This window comes from Nitrospirota bacterium (assembly GCA_016207885.1).
GTDB lineage: Bacteria > Nitrospirota > Thermodesulfovibrionia > UBA6902 > UBA6902 > JACQZG01.
Window position 1 is genome coordinate 296030 of sequence record JACQZE010000005.1, and the last position, 18147, is coordinate 314176.

Sequence of the window (18147 nt, forward strand, 5' to 3'; positions counted from 1 at the left end):
CTTCCCAAATGCCCCCTGCAAAACCGTCTGCTGCATCCCAGCGCCGACTGTGTGAGTATTATCTTTAGCCTCATCAATAATAGCTATCGGGATATTGGGTTTATAGTACAGAATATAACCAGCACGCTTCTTTTTGCCACGAGCGGTCAAATGCCCCCTGACATAAATACGGCCATCAGTAAAAGACACCTCTTCATGTATCTGTTTCTGAACATCCCAGCCAGACTTGGTAATAGCTGGAGTGATATATTTTGTGCAGATATCTCTTTCAGAAAGGTCTTTTTTACTCATATTAATTTATGTGAGTTCAACTGCCATAATTATGTTATTCCCTGTAAGTTCCCGCTATTATAAAACTATAAGCAGAAAGTTAAAAGATAAAATCGATGAATCGTTGATTTCAGAATGTTCGTTTGAGATGTCCGAAAAAATCGGACAACTGAAAATTGTTGCTAATTGCGCAGAATTTATCCGTATATCAACTTAAATAACTTCCCTGCCAATTCCTTGTTCAGCACCTTCAGGATATTATGACTTTCAATTGCTGCGGTCTTGTTGTTCGAGGTCAAATATAATATTCCGAGATAGTAATGCGCCTCGGCAAAACCCGGTTTAAGCTTCACAGCCTGCTGCAGTGAAGATATCGCATCTTTATAGTTCCCTGTTTTTTGATTGGCGATTCCGAGGTTGTAATAGGCATCCGCAAAATCCGGCTTCAGCTTGACTGCCTGCTTGTTGGCCTCGATACCTTCCTTGAACATCCCAAGATTAGCGTATGCGATGCCCATGTAATAATATGCATCAGGGAAATCATTATCCAGCCTTATCGCCTGCTTCAGCGCGTCCAGCGATTCTTTGTACATGCCCTTCTTGCCGTATATGACACCGAGGCTGAAGTGCGCGTCAGTAAAATCAGGCGACAATCTGACAGCCTCTTTGTATGCTTTGATCGCCTCTTTATTTCTGTCTAACTTTTCACAGGCTATGCCTAAATAATAATGCGCCTCGGCAAAACCGGGCTTCAGGCGTATCGCCTCTCTTAAGACCTGTGCAGCCTCTTTGTCCGCCTTTACCTGAATAAGAAAATAGCCTAAGTAAAACCAGTAGTCCGCGGTCTTCTTATAGTTTTTGATCGTCTTGTCGAGAGAAGCGATATTCCTGTCTGATATCTTTTCTGTTATGAGAGACGCAGGCATCGCAAGGATGATACGCTCTGCCCTTTTAATGAGAAAGGTTACGATGCCGATGACCGCTCCGTCTTTAGTGAATACAGGGCTGCCGCTCTCTCCGTGCGAAGCAGGCGCGGTGATATGAATGGCCTTTGTCCCGGACGGCGTTGTCCTATATCCATCAAAAACACCTTCATGGATCGTGTTCCCGGCTTCGGTTGAAGCGCTGATAAGATAGACCTGATCTTTGCTATTTATTTTTCCGGCATCCGCAAATCTGACCGCCGGAAAGCTGCTGCCTTTTGCCTTGAGAATAACGAGGTCATTCTCCTTGTCAGCATAAATTACGCCTTCAACCTGAAGCTCCCTGCTGCCCGACCAAACCCTGACCTTATCAGCGATGCCTATCACATGATAATTCGTAACTATCGCGCCGTCAGCGCTTGCAAAAAATCCAGTGCCTTCGGTGAGGTCTTCGCCTTTATCGCTGTATGCCTTGACCAGCACGATAGACCTGCTGTTCTCGCTGAAGACCTTTTTGCTGTCGGCAAAAGAGAGAGAAGGCAGGAGCAGCAGCAACAGAATAACACATCTGAAGATCACAGTTTGCCCGGCTCCATATGCCGTATGATCTTGCCTTCAACCATGTATATGACATCCTCGGCGATGTTTGTCGCGTGGTCAGCGATCCTCTCAAGATATTTTGAAACATAGGTCACCTTGACCACCCGCGTTATTGTGGAAGGGTCGCGGATCATCATCTCCATAAGCTCTTCACATACCGCGCTGTTAAGGTCATCCACCTCGTCATCACGCATGATGACATCCTTTGCAAGAGATGTGTTCTCGCTCACAAAGGCGTTGATCGTATCAATCACCATGCGCTGCGCTATTCGTGACATGCGCGGTATGTCTATATAGGGCTTCAGCACCGGCTCTTTGTTCAGTTCAACCGCCCTCTCGGCGACATTGACCGCGTTATCAGCTATCCTCTCCATATCCGTGGTTATCTTCATCGCTGTTGTTATGAAGCGGAGATCCTTGCCCATCGGCTGCTTGAGCGCGAGAAGCCTTATACACTCCTCGTCGATCGCAACGTCATACCGGTTGATATCCCTGTCCTTCTCTATTACCTGATACGCAAGCCCTGAATCCCTGTCTACAAGCGATCTGACAGAGTCCCCGATGGCTGCTTCAACGAGCGATGCCATCTTCAGCAGCATATCTTTGAGATGTTCCAACTCCTGTATTCTGACGGTCATTATCCAAACCTCCCGGTTAAAAAGTAATTATCCATAACGGCCGGTAATATAATCCTGCGTAAGCCGGTGTTCGGGATTAACAAATATCGCGTTCGTGTCATCGACCTCAACAAGGCTGCCTAAATGAAAGAACGCGGTCCTCTGGGACACGCGCGCAGCCTGCTGCATCGAATGGGTCACTATTATGATCGTATAATTCCGGCGCAGTTCATTGATCAATTCCTCAATCTTCGCCGTAGCGATCGGGTCAAGCGCCGAGCAGGGCTCGTCCATCAGGATTATCTCCGGATGCACCGATATGGCGCGCGCGATGCAAAGCCTCTGCTGCTGCCCGCCTGAGAGGCTTGTGCCGGGATGGTCAAGCTGGTCTTTCACTTCTTTGAAAAGGCCTGCCCTCTCAAGGCTCGTAATGACTATTTCATCGAGTTCGGACTTGTTCCGTGCCAGCCCGTGAATGCTCGGCCCGTATGCCACGTTCTTGTAAATTGACTTGGGAAAAGGGTTGGGTTTCTGAAAGACCATCCCTATGCGCGCCCGAAGCAGCACCGGGTCCATGTTCCTGTCATAAATATTTTCCCGGTCGATTGTAATTTCACCTTCAACCCTGCAGTCTTTGATCGTATCGTTCATACGGTTAATGCAGCGGAGGAAGGTGGATTTCCCGCAGCCGGAGGGACCGATAAATGATGTGACCTCTTTTTCCGCTATATCAACGCTGACGTCCTTGATCGCGCGTTTCTCGCCGTAATACACATTCACGTTTCTGCAGGAGATCTTTATTCTCCCGTCGTTGAGCAGGGGACTGCCGACTGTTTCAAAAATATCATCATGTGACATTACCATGCTTTTTCTACCACCTCCGCTCGAACTTTTTCCGAAGAATAACCGCTATGGCATTCATTATCAAAAGGAAGGCAAGCAGCACCATTATTGTGGCTGATGTGCGCTCGACAAAGGCCCTTTCCGGACTGTCGGCCCAGAGGTATATTTGTACAGGAAGTACGGTTGCCTTGTCAAATGCGCCCGCAGGGATGTCGACAATGAAGGCCACCATGCCGATCATAAGCAGCGGCGCTGTTTCACCCAGGGCGCGGGCCATGCCGATGATCGTGCCTGTCAGCATTCCCGGAAGCGCAAGCGGCAGCACATGATGCAGAACCGCCTGCATCCTTGAGGCGCCGACACCGAGAGCCCCGGCCCTTATGGAAGGCGGGACCGCGAGAAGGGATGCGCGTGAAGCAATGATTATAGTGGGAAGCGTCATAAGAGTGAGAACGAGCCCGCCGACAAGTGGCGCAGAACGGGGCAATCCGAAAAAATTCAGGAATACCGCAAGCCCGAGCAGGCCGAATACGATGGAAGGCACGGCTGCAAGGTTATTGATATTCACCTCGATGATGTCCGTCCAGATATTCTTGGGCGCGAACTCCTCAAGGTAAACGGCTGTTGCAACCCCCAGCGGAAATGACAACAGCAGGGTCACAATCATTGTATAAAATGAGCCCACCACCGCGCCCCATATCCCTGCAAGCTCGGGTTCGCGGGAGTCGCCGCCTGTAAAAAACGCCGTATTGAATTTCTTCCTGAGCGATTTCTGTTCTGCCAGAGCATTGATCCACCTCACCGTGTTTTCGTTAATGCGGCCTGAACCCTCTGCTTCGATCTTGATATGCCCCTTGATATACATATCAACATCGTCGTCCGCGGGAAGCCATACCTGTTGAGTTGTCCCGATAAGCCCGGGATCTTCCATGACCATTTCACGTAACTGAAAGGCAGCTCCGGAGCTGACGATGGAGTTGAGATCACGCTTTTCGCGCCTCTCCGATACGTCGGGAAATATGCTGCCCAGGGCTGTCTTGACCAGTGCGCCGTAATCAGCCTGAGAGAGTATCTCCGGGTCTTTCCCATGGCCAGGGTCGATCACGTCCTGAGCAAACGTGATCTCAAGCCTGATAAATGTCTGCTGAAAGGCTGAATATCCGCTCCCGATGATCGATATGAAAAGTATTGCCAGCATCGCTAATGCCGATAGTATCGCAATGACCCCTGATGCCCTGAATATATTCTCTTTGGCATAACGCCATTTCAGCTTTGATTTTATTAATTGCAGCCTGGCTTCGTGGCTGTTCAGCTCCGCTCTACTCATACTGCTCCCTGTATCTCCTTACTACATATAAAGCGATAATATTCAGGCATAGCGTTATGATGAAAAGTATCAGTCCGAGGGCAAATGCCGCCAGGGTCTTCGGGCTGTCGAATTCCTGGTCGCCTATCAGGAGGGTCACGATCTGAACGGTAAAGGTCGTCACCGCATTAAGAGGATTAGCTGTCATATTGGCTGTGAGGCCGGCAGCCATTACAACGATCATTGTCTCTCCGATGGCGCGCGATACCCCGAGCAGTATACTCCCGACGATCCCCGGCAAAGCTGCGGGAAGGACGACCTTCAGGACCGTCTCCGATTTGGTTGCGCCTATTCCCATGGACCCGTCACGCAGGCTTTGGGGCACGGCATTGATCACGTCGTCTGAAAGAGAAGATATAAAAGGTATGATCATGATCCCCATGACCAAGCCGGCAGCCAATGCGCTTTCGGATGAAACATCCAGTCCCATGCCGGCACCGATATCCCTTAAAAACGGCGCTACGGTCAAAGCGGCAAAAAAACCATACACAACGGTAGGGACGCCGGCAAGTATCTCCAGGACAGGTTTCGCAACCGTCCTTACCCTGTCGGTCGCATACTCCGACATATAGATCGCGGACATAAGCCCTATGGGTACGGCAACAAACATGGCGATCCCGGATATCATCAAAGTGCCTGTCAAAAGCGGCGCTATCCCGAAGGAGCCTGCCGCCCCCACCTGGTCAGAACGAATTGCCATCTGGGGGCTCCATTTCAGGCCGAACAGAAAATCGGCAACAGATATCTGATTGAAAAATCGCATGGACTCAAATAAAACAGATAGCACAATGCCGACTGTTGTAAATATGGCAACCATGGAACACAGCACCATCAGAACGGTGATCGTCCGCTCAACCTTGACACGCGCCCGCATCGAGGGGACGATATGTCTTTTACTAAGCCCCAATCCTGCTATACACACTGACAAGATCACTGCCAGGGCGGCCAGAAACCCTGTGACCTTGAGGCGGTTATAATGCTTTGCCGCGGCATAAAGGGCCTGATCCTGTGTCCCGCTGACGATGATCCCGTCTGCAATATTTCTGATATCGTTGATAACAAGAGAGAGTTGTTGGGCAGGCAGTGACTGAAATTCATGGGGCAGGCCGGATACAACCAGTGATGTTATAACCGATGCCTGTGAGGCTGTCCATACAGCAAGGACCAAAAGAGCCGGCAGGCCGCACCACAGTGCCACAAACATGCCGTAATATCCGGGCAGGGAATGGAGTTTCCTGATCTCACCGCTTACTGCAACAACAGAACGTTTACGCCCCAGAAAATAACCGAAGACCGACAGGACAACGACAACTGATAGAAGTGATAAATTATTCATCGGCTATAACCATTATAATTTATGAAATATAAAAACAATCGATCCTGAATGACAAAAGGCGCGGCAGAGGCGCAAAGTTTTATTTTACTCTGCGCCTCTGCCGGAACACCTGATCTTTTATAACGAAATTACAGATCGCTTCTTTAAACTTACAAAGACAGGTCTGTCAGGTCTTTGCCGTCCTTTCTGAATTTCTCTTTTTCTTTGTCCGGCATGGGAATAAGCCCCTTGTCAATGAGATATCCGTTTTCGCCGCAGGCCTTATCGCTGGTAAATTCATTGATGTATTCCTTGATCCCGGGGATCATGCCGACATGGGCTTTTTTAACATAAAAGTAAAGCGGCCTTGAAACAGGGTACTTGCCGTCTGCGATGTTTTCAAATGCCGGCTCTACGCCGTCTACTATACTGCCCTGTATCTTGTCGGCATTCTGGTCAAGGAATGAAAAACCGAATACGCCGAAGGTATTGGGGTTGGCCTCAAGCTTTCTGACTATCAGCACATCGTTTTCGCCTGCTTCTACATATGCCCCGTCCTCACGGATTCCATGGCAGATCGCCTTGTATCTCTTTTCATCCTTCTTTCCCAAATCCTTTATCCATCCGAAGGCCGTGCACCCGCCTTCCATGGCAAGCTCTGCAAAGGCATCCCTTGTGCCGGATGTCGGCGGAGGGCCGAGCACTTCTATCTTGATGTTCGGCAGGGAAGGATTAACGTCTTTCCATGTCTTGTTGGGATTAGGGATAAGTGATTCGCCGACGCCCGACGGGATGTCCTTGGCTAATGCAAGAAAGATGTCCTTGCGGCTCACCTTTATCCTTTGCGCTTTTTTTGAGTTGGCAAAGACGATGCCGTCATAACCTATCTTTACTTCCGTTATTTCTTTTACCCCGTTTTTTGCGCACAGCTCAACTTCCGATGATTTAATGCGGCGGGATGAATTGGCAATGTCCGGATATTCAACACCGACTCCTGCGCAGAAAAGCTTCAATCCTCCGCCGGAACCTGTTGATTCTATTTTGGGCGTTTTATACCTGGTTGTTTTACCGAACTGCTCGGCAACCACAGTTGAAAAAGGGTATACGGTTGATGATCCGACTACGCTGATGTAGTCACGGCCTGCGGCGCTCGAAGTTCCGAGCGCGGACAAAAGCAGGGCCACTGCTGCGGATATTGCTGTGAGAGCCTTGCCAAAAACTGTTTTCATATTGTCTCCTTTTTATAGTACTTTTAGTATACATACTGTAACCATCTTGATTGTTACAATAATGTTACAAACAGGTTAAGATCTTGTTACGCTAATCATATCACCTCCTTTACTGTGCTTCCAGCTGACATGACTGACAAGCAAACTGCCATAGCGGCCATGCAGGCGGTGCGGCTGAAGAAAATTATGTTCATGATTCAGGATAACAGGGCAATGTTACAGCAGTATTAAAGGGGTGTTAAGCTTTGAAGAAGATATTACCTTCCTGGCAAGAGGGTTTGGTGAGATTTTATGAATGATATATCTTTACGGCTGTGCCTTTGCCGGCTTCGCTCTCTATCTTCATCTCCCATCCATGCGCCTTTACAAGGTGTTTGACGATCGCGAGGCCGAGGCCTGTGCCGCCCATCTCTCTTGAGCGTGAAGGGTCGACCCTGAAGAACCTCTCGCCCAGGCGGGAGAGAGAATTTTCAGGAATCCCGATGCCGGTATCCCTGACAAATATATAATTTTTCCCGTCTTCTGAAGAAACGCCGATCTCAACCCCGCCCTTTTCAGTGAACTTCAGTGCGTTGTCCGCAAGGTTAAGAAGTATCTGCTCAAGCCTGCCCCGGTCGGCATTAAGTGAAACCTGCGCTGCTCCGGCAGGCCTGGCCAGGAAAAGCCCCTTTGCGTCAGCCCTCGCCTTAAGTGTTTCGATCACACTGTCAATGATTTGATTGATATCAACCTCTGCCCTGCTGATCTTTATCGCTCCCGATTCGATCTTTGAGAGAGTAAGCAGGTCATCAACCAGCCTGTTCAGCCTGCCGCTGTTCGCCCTTATCGTCCTTATGAATTTCTCCGCGTTCTCCTTCTCCTGAAGCGCTCCGTCAAGAAGCGCGTCAGCGAACCCGCTTATCGCTGTTACCGGTGTCTTTATCTCATGCGAAACGTTAGCGATAAAGTCTTTCCTCACCTCTTCAAGCCTCCTTAGCGCTGTTGTGTCATGGAATATTGCGACTATGCCGGCCAGTTCTCCCTCATTATAAAACAGCGGGGAGGCGCTCACTGAAAGATGCCTCTCTTCAGGAAAATCCATGACTATCTCTGCAGATGCAGGGAGACGGTTCTTCTTGACGCCATCTATCAGATTAATCAGGGCCGGATTCCTGACAACCTCCATGAAAGGCCTTTTGTTACGGCCTGACATCCCGAACATTTTGACAGCGGCATTGTTTGAAAGATCAATATTCCCAAGGGGATTTATCAGAAGAAGCGCATCAGGGATGCTTTTAAGCACCACATTAAGCCTGTTGGCTTCCTTCTCCTTCTTCTCTATATTGAGCTTTAGTTCAGAGGCCATCTCATTCAGGCTCTCAGCTATCTCAGTAAATTCTCCGGCGTCTTTCATGTAAAGTTTCTTCCTGAAGAGGCCCTGTTCAAGAGCGCCTGCATATTCCGTGATCTGTCCGACAAATTTCCTTATCTTTTCGGTCTGCCATACGATGACCAGCCCGGAGAGCAGAAAGATGAATAGCACCGCGAGATTGATCTTGAACCTCAGGCCGTTCACCGCAGCATCCACGTCATTGAGGTTGACAGACATCCTGATGAACCCTTTCACATTATCTTCTGTTATTATCCTTTTAGCGACATAGAGGAGGTCATATCCAAGCGTATCACTATAACGCCTTGCTGAACCTGTGCCTGAAGCAAGCGCCTGCATTATCTCCGGCCGGCTGCCGTGATTCTCCATTGAAGAGGCATCTTTGTCAGAATCACAGAGGACATTCCCCGCATTATCTACGGCCGTTACCCTCGCCCCGGTCTTCTCCTTTGCATTTATACAGAATTCATCAGGAAGGCGCGCCTCGTCAAAAAGAGAGCCTTCCGCTATAAGGCCTGCCTGCGTGGAAAGGCTTTCTGTAAGGTTGGATATATAATCGGTGCGGACAACATCGGTAACGTACAGCTCAATAAATACAAGGGAGAGCAAAAAAACTGCGAGATAAATAATGAATATTCTTTTAAAGATGCTTTTCATAGGTCTTTCTCAAAATAGTAGCCGATACCCCTTCTCGTCTTTATATACACCGGATTCGCAGGGTCATCCTCTATCTGCTCCCTGAGCCTTCTTATATGAACATCAACCGTCCTCGGTTCAACAAATGCCGTGTCTTTCCATACCCCGTCAAGAAGCATATCCCTGCTCAGGATCTTCCCTTTTCTCCGGATAAGATACTGAAGAAGCCTGAACTCCGTGGCGCTGAGGATTATTTCTTTGCCCTTTTTTGTCACGTGATAAGTCTCGGTATCTATCTCAAGGCCGCCCGCGATTATCAGCCTCTCTTTTAACGGAGTTCCCCCGGCCCTTCTCAGCACAGCCTTTACCCGCGCGATGAATTCCTTCGGATTAAAGGGCTTTGTGATATAGTCATCAGCGCCTGATTCAAGGCCGAGTACCTTGTCAAAATCATCGCTCTTTGCGGTAAGCATAATTATCGGGAGTGACAATGTCTTCTCCCCGGATTTCAGTATCCGGCAGAGTTCCATTCCGTGTATCTTCGGGAGCATCAGGTCAAGAATGATAAGATCGTATTTGTTCTGCCTGATAAGCCTTAAAGCGTCCTCTCCGTCAGAAGAAGCTGTAACGTCAAAGCCCTCTTTCTTTAAATAATACGCAATGAGCTCCTGAATGTCTTTTTCATCTTCAACAACAAGGATCTTCTCTTTCATGGTTATAAATTTCCAATAGAATTGTTTTTCTTAAAAAGCAGTTTGAAAAATACATGGAAGTATCTGACGCTCGACAGCATCATGGCTCCTCCGAACCCTATATATATAATAGATAGATATGCCTTCGGCATGGGCGAATGCCTGAGGATTATTCCCATACAGACCATGACAAGGATGATCATGTAGCTCTTCCGCTCCTGAAAGGCAAAGATGCACACCTTCCCCTTATATGCCGCGATGCGTTCAATATTCTTATCAGCAAGCTTCAGAAAACCGAAGTGGTGGATCAAGAGAGAGATAACAGCTCCTGACACAGCGAAATAGCCGGCTATGTCGCCTGTTGTCTGTGACAGCCAGCCGATGGCAAGATGGCAGAGCATCACCCCGACTATGCCCCAAACCAGGCCTGAAAGTAGAATCAGCAGCCTTGGATCAACTGCCGGCTCATATTTACTGAAATGTTCCCTCAACTTAACAATAATCCCTGTTATTAATATGTATTTGATTTTTTTACGGTGTAATTGTAGAATACTAATTCCAAAGATTAGATTCAATAAGATATCGTGAAAAATAAGTAAAGGGAGCAAATCATGACATATACAACATATCATCCTTCTGTAAAGAAACGCAGAAGAAAACACGGCTTTCTGGAGAGAATGAGCACCAGGGCGGGCCGTAACGTTATCAAAAGCAGGCGGGCCAAAGGCCGCAAGAGACTATCTGTATCTATATAGTGAAGAGAATCACAGTCCTTGCAATTAAAGGGTATCAGAGATGCATCTCGCCGTTCCTTCCCGGTTCGTGCAGGTTTTATCCCAGCTGTTCAGCATATTGCATTGAAGCGGTAGAAAATTACGGTGTTATGAAAGGGCTGTGGCTTTTTCTTAAGCGTATCCTGAAGTGCCATCCGTTTCATCCGGGTGGATTTGACCCTGTAAGATAATGACAAGCCTGACAAATTACCGCATAACGAAAGGCCGGAAACAATAATATAATGGAAAAACGCACCCTGATAGCTGTTGTCCTGTCCGCATTTTTTTTGTTAGCCTGGTATGCACTATTCCCGCCTAAGCCTCCTGTAACTGTGCCGGTTGAGCAGGTTCAGACACAGGCAGAGACAAAGATAGATGAGAATAAGGCAGAGACGCCTTCTCCGGTTCCTCTTCCAACTGATATTGTTGCTGAGACCGCTTCTACGGGGAGTGATGTCATTGTTGAAACAGACCTTTATAAAGCTGTTCTTTCAACCAAAGGCGCTGTTATCAAATATTGGGAGCTCAAGAAGTACAACGATGATAAAGACATGCCCGTGGTTCTTTTGAAAAAGCCGGGCGCTATATCACCCCTCAGCATCCTTTTTGAGAGTTCAAACCGCGACCTTCCCCAAGGCCTGATCTACAGCTCAACCGGTGACAGACTCGTGCTTTCCGAAGGAGGCATAAAAGATGGTGAGATAACCTTCAGATATGAAAACCAGGGCGTATCCATAAGCAAACGCCTTATATTCCATAATGACGACTACAAGGTCGATGTATCGATCGAGACAGCTAACACCCCTGATTACACAGTGCCTGTCGGCACAGGATTCGGCATCTTTGACATGGAGAGCGGGATGCGGACACATGCGGGCTCCACACTGCTTATTGACGCGAAACTCGAAAAGTTCACAGATAAAGATTCAAACAAATACCTGACAGGGCCTGTCAGATGGATAGCGCAGGAAGATAAGTACTTCACTGCCGCCATCATGCCTCAAACACCTGTAACCGGCGCAAGTTTCTGGAAAGAGGCTGACAGATCCGAGATAGGATTCAAGCTTGCCTCAGGAAGACAGAACCTTGTCCTTTATGCAGGCCCGAAAGAGCATGACAGGCTCAAGAACCTGAACATGGGCCTTGAGCATATTATAGATTTCGGCTGGTTCTCCATCGTCGCACAGCCGCTCTTCTGGGCTCTCAAGTTCCTGCATAAGTATGTCGGCAATTACGGATGGACGATCATTATCATGACGATCATCATCAGGATACCTTTCATCCCGCTTCTTCAGAAGAGCCAGCAGTCCATGAAGAAGATGCAGAAGATACAGCCGATGATGGCAGAGATAAAGGAGCAGTTCAAAAAAGACCCTCAAAGGCAGCAGAAAGAGATGATGGAGCTGTACAAAAAACACAAGGTCAATCCCCTTGGCGGCTGCCTGCCGATGCTGCTTCAGATACCTGTATTCATCGCGCTCTACAATGTGCTTCTTCAGACAATAGAACTTAGGGGCGCGCCCTTCACGCTCTGGATCACAGACCTCTCACTCAAAGACCCTTTTTACATACTCCCGATAGTAATGGGGCTCAGCATGGTCGTGCAGCAGAAGATGACCCCGACCACCATGGATCCTACACAGGCAAAGATAATGATGTTCCTGCCGATCGTCTTTACCGTCATGTTCCTGAACTTCCCGTCAGGGCTGGTCATCTACTGGTTCGTGAACAACCTCCTCGCCATCGGCCAGCAGTATTTCGTAAACAAACAACCTGAATAGAAATTATGGAAGTCCGACTTCCTTAATTAACATGTACGACCTCTTAGACTTTCTTGCAGAATTCTACGGATGGCTCTTTCTTAAGAAGAAGAAAAGAGAATTCACCGGCGATGAAGCGAGAAAGGCGTATATCTATTCATGGATCCTTCTGCTTTTATCAGTAATGGTTCTTATTTTTATTATTGTAAATTTATTTGTTTCATTAATTTCTCCGGCTTCACCACCTCAGACCTGACAACTCCCTTCTCTTTCTGTAAACTATCAGCATGCATCCTGAAGATACAATAGCGGCTATTTCAACTCCAACAGGGCACGGCGGGATCGGCATCGTCAGGCTCAGCGGGACGGACGCGCTGAAGATAGCTGACAAGATATTCGTCTCTGCGCGAAAGAAGAAACTCGCCAATATAAAGTCGCACAGGATCATCTACGGCAATATTGTTGGCCCTTCAACAAAAGAGACTGTTGACGAAGTGCTTGTCTCTGTGATGAAGGCTCCAGACACTTACACTAAAGAAAATATCGTTGAGATCAACTGTCACGGCGGGCCGGTATCTGTGCAAAGAATACTTGAGCTTCTCCTGAACGCAGGCGCACGGCTTGCCGACCCCGGAGAGTTCACGCGAAGGGCGTTCCTTAACGGAAGGATAGACCTTGCGCAGGCAGAGGCTGTGCTCGACACTATCAACTCGCTTACCGAACAGAGCCATAAAGCATCTCTCAATCAGCTTGAGGGCAGACTTTCTCAAAAGATTGGATTAATACGAGAGGAAATGCTTGACCTTACTGCAAATGTAGAGGCGTATATAGATTTTCCTGAGGATGATATCGAACCCGCATCAAAAGAGGAACTCAAAAATAAGGCGTTAAAGATAGGCGACAGCCTCAAAGCGCTTATTGATTCATCAAGGCACGGTGTTATCCTGCGAGAAGGTTTGAAGACAGCCATCATAGGCAGGCCGAATGTGGACAAGTCATCCCTGCTGAACGCTTTGCTTGAAAAAGACCGTGTCATTGTCACGGATATTCCCGGCACAACAAGGGATGTAATTGAAGAATACCTGAATATCAAAGGGCTGCCTGTAAAGGTGCTTGATACGGCAGGCATAAGAGAGTCGCATGACCTCGCGGAAAAAGAGGGCGTCAAGAGAAGCCTAAAGGCGATGAAGGACGCTGACCTCATCATCCTTCTCCTTGACGGAACCGAACCGCTTCACGATACAGATAAGCGGCTGATAAAAGAGACAGCTTCAAAAGATGTGATAATAGTTATAAACAAGACAGACCGCCCTTTAAAAATAAAATCAGATATGCTGCCGAAAGATAATCCGGCAGTAATGATATCAGCTATAAAAGGCGCTGGGCTTTCCGAATTAAAAGAGCGCATCCTTGAGAAGACATTACAGGGAGGCTCAATCTCCGGCGACGCCCTCGTAACCAACATCCGGCATATCAAGGCGCTGCAAAAGGCATCCGGCTCAATCAAGTCATTTAATTCAGGTCTGAAGAAAGGGCTCTCTCCTGAATTCCTCTCTATTGAACTCAGAGAGGCGCTTGACGCGATAGGAGAGATCCTCGGCATCACAACGACAGAAGATATCCTCAACAGGATATTCAGCAGCTTCTGTATCGGGAAATAGGTTTTTCTTTTTTAGTTTATAATCATAACCATGGACAGGCTCAAAAAAGTTCAGCGCGTACTTTATTACACATTAATCCTTAACATGCTCGTGGCCGGCGCAAAGATGTTCTACGGCTACATGACCAACTCCACGAGCATGCTCTCAGACGGCCTTCATTCCTTTCTTGACGGCACTTCAAATATCATCGGCCTTGTAGGCGTATGGATCGCATCACACCCTCCTGACAAACGCCATCCCTACGGCCACAGAAAATTTGAGACGCTCTCGACCATCGCTATCGCAGTCCTGATCATGATGGCAGGAATAGAGATATTAAAGAGGGCATACCACAGCTTCACCGTGCCGCACGAGATAGAAGTAACCTCTGTCAGTTTCCTAATCATGTTCGTAACCATGATCATAAATATAAGCGTTATGATCTATGAGACGAGAAAAGGCAGGGAGCTTAAGAGCGACTTTTTGCTGGCAGACGCGACTCACACAAAGACCGATATCTTTGTATCCTTTTCAGTAATCATAAGCCTTATCGCCGCAGCAGTTGGATACCAGTTCATTGATACCGTCGCCTCGCTCTTTATCGCCTTTCTGATAGCAAAAATGGGATTCGAGATATTAAAGCCTGCCGCAGATGTCCTTACCGACGCGGTCTGCATTGAGCCGAATGAGATAGAAAAAGTGGCATGCCGCCTTGAAGGCATCAAGGCTTGTCACGGCATAAGGACAAGGGGCAAGGAAGGCGCCGTCAATGTAGACCTGCATATACAGGTTGACCCGGAGATGAAGACAGGCGATGCCCATGAACTCGCGCACACAGTGGAAGACGCGATAAAAAAGGCGTTCCCTTCAGTCATCGATGTGGTGGTGCATATAGAGCCTTATAAGAAGTGAACATCAGAAGGCAGCCTCCGCGGCTGATGAACAAAGAGATTGCAGTATGAGTGGAAAAAAGATATTATAATTTATGCTTTTTGATCGTCAAAAACTCCTGCTCGCGCTGGTAAATGCACTCGGGGGCGAGATTGGTAATATGGATTTCCAGAAGTTGTTGCTCCTATATTGCCATGAAATTGAGGGGGCTCCGGCGTATGAATTCATTCCTTATAAATACGGCGCGTTTTCCTTTACGTCCTATGCCGACAAACGGAATTTAATTAAAAAAGGTCTGCTTGTTGATGAGGATCGGGAATGGCAATTAACACCGGAAGGAAGATCGGCAACGGTTGCAAACTCAAAAATATTGATTATGGAAGAGTTCGCAAGACGATATTCCGAACTCCGGGGAGATGCCCTTGTTGCTGAAACATATAAGCGTTATCCTTACTACGCAATTCGCAGTGAAATTATAGATCGGGTTCTTGTCGGTGAGGTGACGGCGATAGTGGCTATTGATGCAGCGCGTCCGAAAATCAGCGAGTCCGGACTTTGTACTATAGGGTATGAAGGCAGGTCATTGGAGGGTTACCTGAACACACTTGTTAGAGACGGGGTTACGCTTCTATGTGATGTGCGCAGAAATCCGTTAAGCCGGAAATATGGATTTTCAAAAAATACCTTGTCAAAAGGTTGCGAGGGAGTGGGCATCAGATATGAACACCTTCCTGAGTTGGGTATTGCATCCGAAGACAGACGGGAACTTAAGACACAGGCAGATTACGATGCATTGTTTGCTGCGTATACACAAGAGAATCTGCCAAGGCAAACGAACACTTTGAGTAAAATAAATAGTTGGATCGAAAAAGGCGACAGAGTAGCGCTTACATGTTATGAGCGCCTGCCAGAGCAATGCCATAGGACTTGCGTTGCCGATGCTCTCGAACAACAGTTCGGAAATAAATACTCTTCCAGGCATCTGTAATAAATGCCCAAAGAACGCTTCCTCGTCACTGTCAAAACGTATCCAACTCTTTCACGGAAATACGGGGAAACTGTATGCACAGCCGGGGTGCGAGAAGACGGTTCATGGATACGCTTATATCCCGTGCCTTTCCGCAGGTTGGACGACAATGGAAAATATCAGAAATTTGATTGGCTTGAATGTGATCTGATAAAAAACTCCAGCGATTCACGCCCGGAGACATTCCGCCTGGCAGATGTAAATCAATTGTTTCCTGTTGGCCACGTGGATACGAAAGATAACTGGCGGGAGCGTAGAAGGCTAATACTACAGACTCCTCCTGTATATACGCGGCTTCAGCCCTTGATTGACGGCGCCAAATCAAACACTCTGTCGCTTGCTGTCTTTAAGCCGACACGGATTCTGGATTTCATTTGGGAGGCAGAAGACCGCGAATGGGATCAGTCCAAAGTAGACGAGATGCGGAACCGCACCAAGCAAGGAGTACTCTTCGAAGAGGATTCATGGCGACAGACATTCAGCTTAATAACTAAACTTCCCTACAGTTTTTCTTACCGCTTCGAAGATACCGATGGCAAGATCAGTGAAATGCAGATTTTAGACTGGGAAACAGGGCAGCTTTATTGGAACTGCCTTAAACAGAGCGGCAACAATGAAGACGAGGCATTGGCGAAAGTGAAAGATAAGTACTTATCCGATTTCCCGAGTAAGGACTTGCATTTCTTCCTCGGTACAACACAGCAGTTCCACGGCTGGGCTGCCAACCCATGGGTCATAATCGGTGTGTTTCCGATACCGCATGAGAAGCAAATAGGACTATTCTGAGAATATGATCACCGAATATTAACTGAGTCCCTACATATTGCGCTGCAATGAATTCAAGACCACCAACTGCGCAGCCTCGACAAAAAGTTATTTTCAGCTTCTAATTTATCACTTTTTGACGCCCTGTCGTTTGCCGTTATGTCTTTGTTAAGTGAGAGACTATTTTTGCCGTAATATTTTCTTTTGTTTAAATAGCCTTTATGTCTCACAGAATTAATTTCTTTTTCTGACCATTTCCTATCCCATTCAACCCTATTTTTTATTATCCAGTAATGAGAGTTACAGTCGAAATTCCAGTTTCCAATCGAAGGATAAAGTGAAATCGATTCACCATCAAATGTCACTTTCCAATCTGTCGGTGAAAGTGGTGTAACAACTTCATTCCCACACCCGCAGCAGCACTTATGCGACACTATTGCAAATGCTATGGAAACGTAAATAGTCCCTTCCACTAACTCATTAGGGATGTATTCGACAAATTCATGTCTCAGACTTATCTTCCTCTTCACAGCTGATCCTCATTAATCAGCGCATTTCCATCTATGGTATACGCACTGAAATGCTCACTCTCGAAATCTTGGTAAAAGCCAAACAGTTTTTTCCATTTGATGACGGCCAACGCCGCATTAAGCGCATTGAGATCTGCAATCTGGATGTTTCTGGAATAGTCATTACTCCCGTCACCATCTGAGAACGGAATTCTGTTCTTCCCCTTTACATGCTCACGTTTTTTTAACTGTGCTGGTTGTGATTCGCAGTACCCCGTGCAGAGTTCCATCGACAAGTTCCACGCCCATCCCGACGTCAATGAAGGGGATACCGAGTTCCTCCAGTTTTTCAACGATCAGTCTTTTCGATTCACCTCTGTCGAGACAAAGGAACACAAAGTCCATTCCATGTAGCTGATTGATATTCGAAGCGTCAAGATAGCAGTCATTAGCTACAATGTTTCGATGCATCTTAGAATATTTGTCTTTGAAATAGACAACTTTCAGGGACTCTTCCCTCAATTCCTCTACGGATGGGGCACCCGGTGATCTGAATGCATTGTGTTGTGCAAATTTGTCTCCGTCAAAGAGAATAATTTCCCGGACGGGTGTTTTGGCTACAAGATCAAGCACATAGGATCCTGTACCACCCAAGCCCACAATCCCAATCCTATTGATGATCTCAAGCTTTCTGGTCACCACATTGATCTCAGCCCTACTTGATGCTGTATCGATATAGTTGAACACCGACTCGTCTTCCTTTGATTCAATAACTGGGAAGGTGAAGTTCCCCCGAAACAGCGTACACACCGAAAGGTTAGGTAAAATATAAACCTTAGAACCTTAGGAGGTGTGAGATGGGAGAGAGAAAAGGGAACAGGAAATACGACAAGCAGTTCAAGGAAGAAGCAGTAAGACTTGT

18 protein-coding genes and 2 pseudogenes are annotated in these 18147 nt (G+C 47.3%); 8 read left to right on the forward strand and 12 right to left on the reverse strand.

Annotated elements, in window-relative coordinates; genetic code table 11:
- Positions 1-27 precede the first annotated feature (27 nt).
- The 10 genes and pseudogenes from HY807_05325 to HY807_05370 form a co-directional block, all read right to left on the reverse strand.
- A pseudogene (locus tag HY807_05325) lies at positions 28-291 on the reverse strand (restriction endonuclease).
- Positions 292-467: 176 nt separating this feature from the next.
- On the reverse strand, positions 468-1772 hold the full coding sequence (locus tag HY807_05330; protein ID MBI4825827.1) for a tetratricopeptide repeat protein: 1305 nt from the start codon (positions 1770-1772) through the stop codon (positions 468-470).
- Positions 1769-2431 (reverse strand): phosphate signaling complex protein PhoU, encoded by a 663-nt coding sequence (gene phoU / locus HY807_05335; GenBank protein MBI4825828.1) that lies wholly within the window; start codon positions 2429-2431, stop codon positions 1769-1771. The genes HY807_05330 and phoU overlap by 4 nt, the downstream gene beginning before the upstream one ends.
- Positions 2432-2458: 27 nt before the next feature.
- The gene (locus HY807_05340; protein MBI4825829.1) at positions 2459-3274 is read right to left on the reverse strand and encodes a phosphate ABC transporter ATP-binding protein; all 816 of its coding nucleotides are present in this window, start codon (positions 3272-3274) and stop codon (positions 2459-2461) included.
- 7 nt (positions 3275-3281) lie between these two features.
- On the reverse strand, positions 3282-4580 hold the full coding sequence (pstA, locus tag HY807_05345) for a phosphate ABC transporter permease PstA (GenBank protein MBI4825830.1): 1299 nt from the start codon (positions 4578-4580) through the stop codon (positions 3282-3284).
- Positions 4573-5955: a phosphate ABC transporter permease subunit PstC gene (gene pstC / locus HY807_05350; GenBank protein MBI4825831.1), complete on the reverse strand. Its 1383-nt coding sequence runs from the start codon at positions 5953-5955 to the stop codon at positions 4573-4575. The genes pstA and pstC overlap by 8 nt, the downstream gene beginning before the upstream one ends.
- Positions 5956-6104: 149 nt before the next feature.
- On the reverse strand, positions 6105-7163 hold the full coding sequence (locus HY807_05355; GenBank protein MBI4825832.1) for a PstS family phosphate ABC transporter substrate-binding protein: 1059 nt from the start codon (positions 7161-7163) through the stop codon (positions 6105-6107).
- A 289-nt stretch (positions 7164-7452) separates the two neighbouring features.
- The gene (locus HY807_05360; GenBank protein ID MBI4825833.1) at positions 7453-9189 is read right to left on the reverse strand and encodes a PAS domain-containing protein; all 1737 of its coding nucleotides are present in this window, start codon (positions 9187-9189) and stop codon (positions 7453-7455) included.
- The gene (locus tag HY807_05365) at positions 9186-9881 is read right to left on the reverse strand and encodes a response regulator transcription factor (GenBank protein ID MBI4825834.1); all 696 of its coding nucleotides are present in this window, start codon (positions 9879-9881) and stop codon (positions 9186-9188) included. Before HY807_05365 ends, HY807_05360 begins: the two co-directional genes overlap by 4 nt.
- A gap of 2 nt (positions 9882-9883) precedes the next feature.
- On the reverse strand, positions 9884-10363 hold the full coding sequence (locus tag HY807_05370; protein ID MBI4825835.1) for a hypothetical protein: 480 nt from the start codon (positions 10361-10363) through the stop codon (positions 9884-9886).
- Positions 10364-10471: 108 nt separating this feature from the next.
- Between HY807_05370 and rpmH the strand changes: the two genes are divergently transcribed.
- The 8 genes from rpmH to HY807_05410 all read left to right on the forward strand — a co-directional run bounded on the left by rpmH (position 10472) and on the right by HY807_05410 (position 16737).
- Entirely contained in the window at positions 10472-10615 is a 144-nt protein-coding gene (rpmH, locus tag HY807_05375; protein ID MBI4825836.1) for a 50S ribosomal protein L34, read from the forward strand.
- A complete protein-coding gene (yidD, locus tag HY807_05380; protein ID MBI4825837.1) occupies positions 10615-10824 on the forward strand; it encodes a membrane protein insertion efficiency factor YidD in 210 nt (69 codons plus the stop codon). The genes rpmH and yidD overlap by 1 nt, the downstream gene beginning before the upstream one ends.
- 51 nt (positions 10825-10875) lie before the next feature.
- Positions 10876-12414 carry a membrane protein insertase YidC gene (gene yidC / locus HY807_05385; protein MBI4825838.1) on the forward strand — a complete coding sequence of 513 codons (1539 nt, stop codon included), beginning with the start codon at positions 10876-10878 and terminating at the stop codon, positions 12412-12414.
- Between the two features lie 31 nt (positions 12415-12445).
- Complete coding sequence (locus HY807_05390; GenBank protein MBI4825839.1) at positions 12446-12649, forward strand: hypothetical protein; 204 nt, start codon at positions 12446-12448, stop codon at positions 12647-12649.
- Between the two features lie 31 nt (positions 12650-12680).
- Positions 12681-14054, forward strand: coding sequence for a tRNA uridine-5-carboxymethylaminomethyl(34) synthesis GTPase MnmE (mnmE, locus tag HY807_05395; protein MBI4825840.1), 1374 nt, complete (start codon positions 12681-12683; stop codon positions 14052-14054).
- Positions 14055-14084: 30 nt separating this feature from the next.
- On the forward strand, positions 14085-14945 hold the full coding sequence (locus tag HY807_05400) for a cation transporter (GenBank protein ID MBI4825841.1): 861 nt from the start codon (positions 14085-14087) through the stop codon (positions 14943-14945).
- A gap of 73 nt (positions 14946-15018) precedes the next feature.
- Positions 15019-15912 (forward strand): DUF488 domain-containing protein, encoded by an 894-nt coding sequence (locus tag HY807_05405; GenBank protein MBI4825842.1) that lies wholly within the window; start codon positions 15019-15021, stop codon positions 15910-15912.
- Positions 15913-15915: 3 nt separating this feature from the next.
- Complete coding sequence (locus HY807_05410; protein ID MBI4825843.1) at positions 15916-16737, forward strand: hypothetical protein; 822 nt, start codon at positions 15916-15918, stop codon at positions 16735-16737.
- Between the two features lie 53 nt (positions 16738-16790).
- Here the strand turns inward: HY807_05410 and HY807_05415 are convergent, their stop codons facing one another.
- Positions 16791-17246: a hypothetical protein gene (locus tag HY807_05415; GenBank protein MBI4825844.1), complete on the reverse strand. Its 456-nt coding sequence runs from the start codon at positions 17244-17246 to the stop codon at positions 16791-16793.
- Positions 17243-18053: pseudogene (locus HY807_05420) on the reverse strand (ThiF family adenylyltransferase). Before HY807_05420 ends, HY807_05415 begins: the two are co-directional and overlap by 4 nt.
- Between the last annotated feature and the right edge of the window lie 94 nt (positions 18054-18147).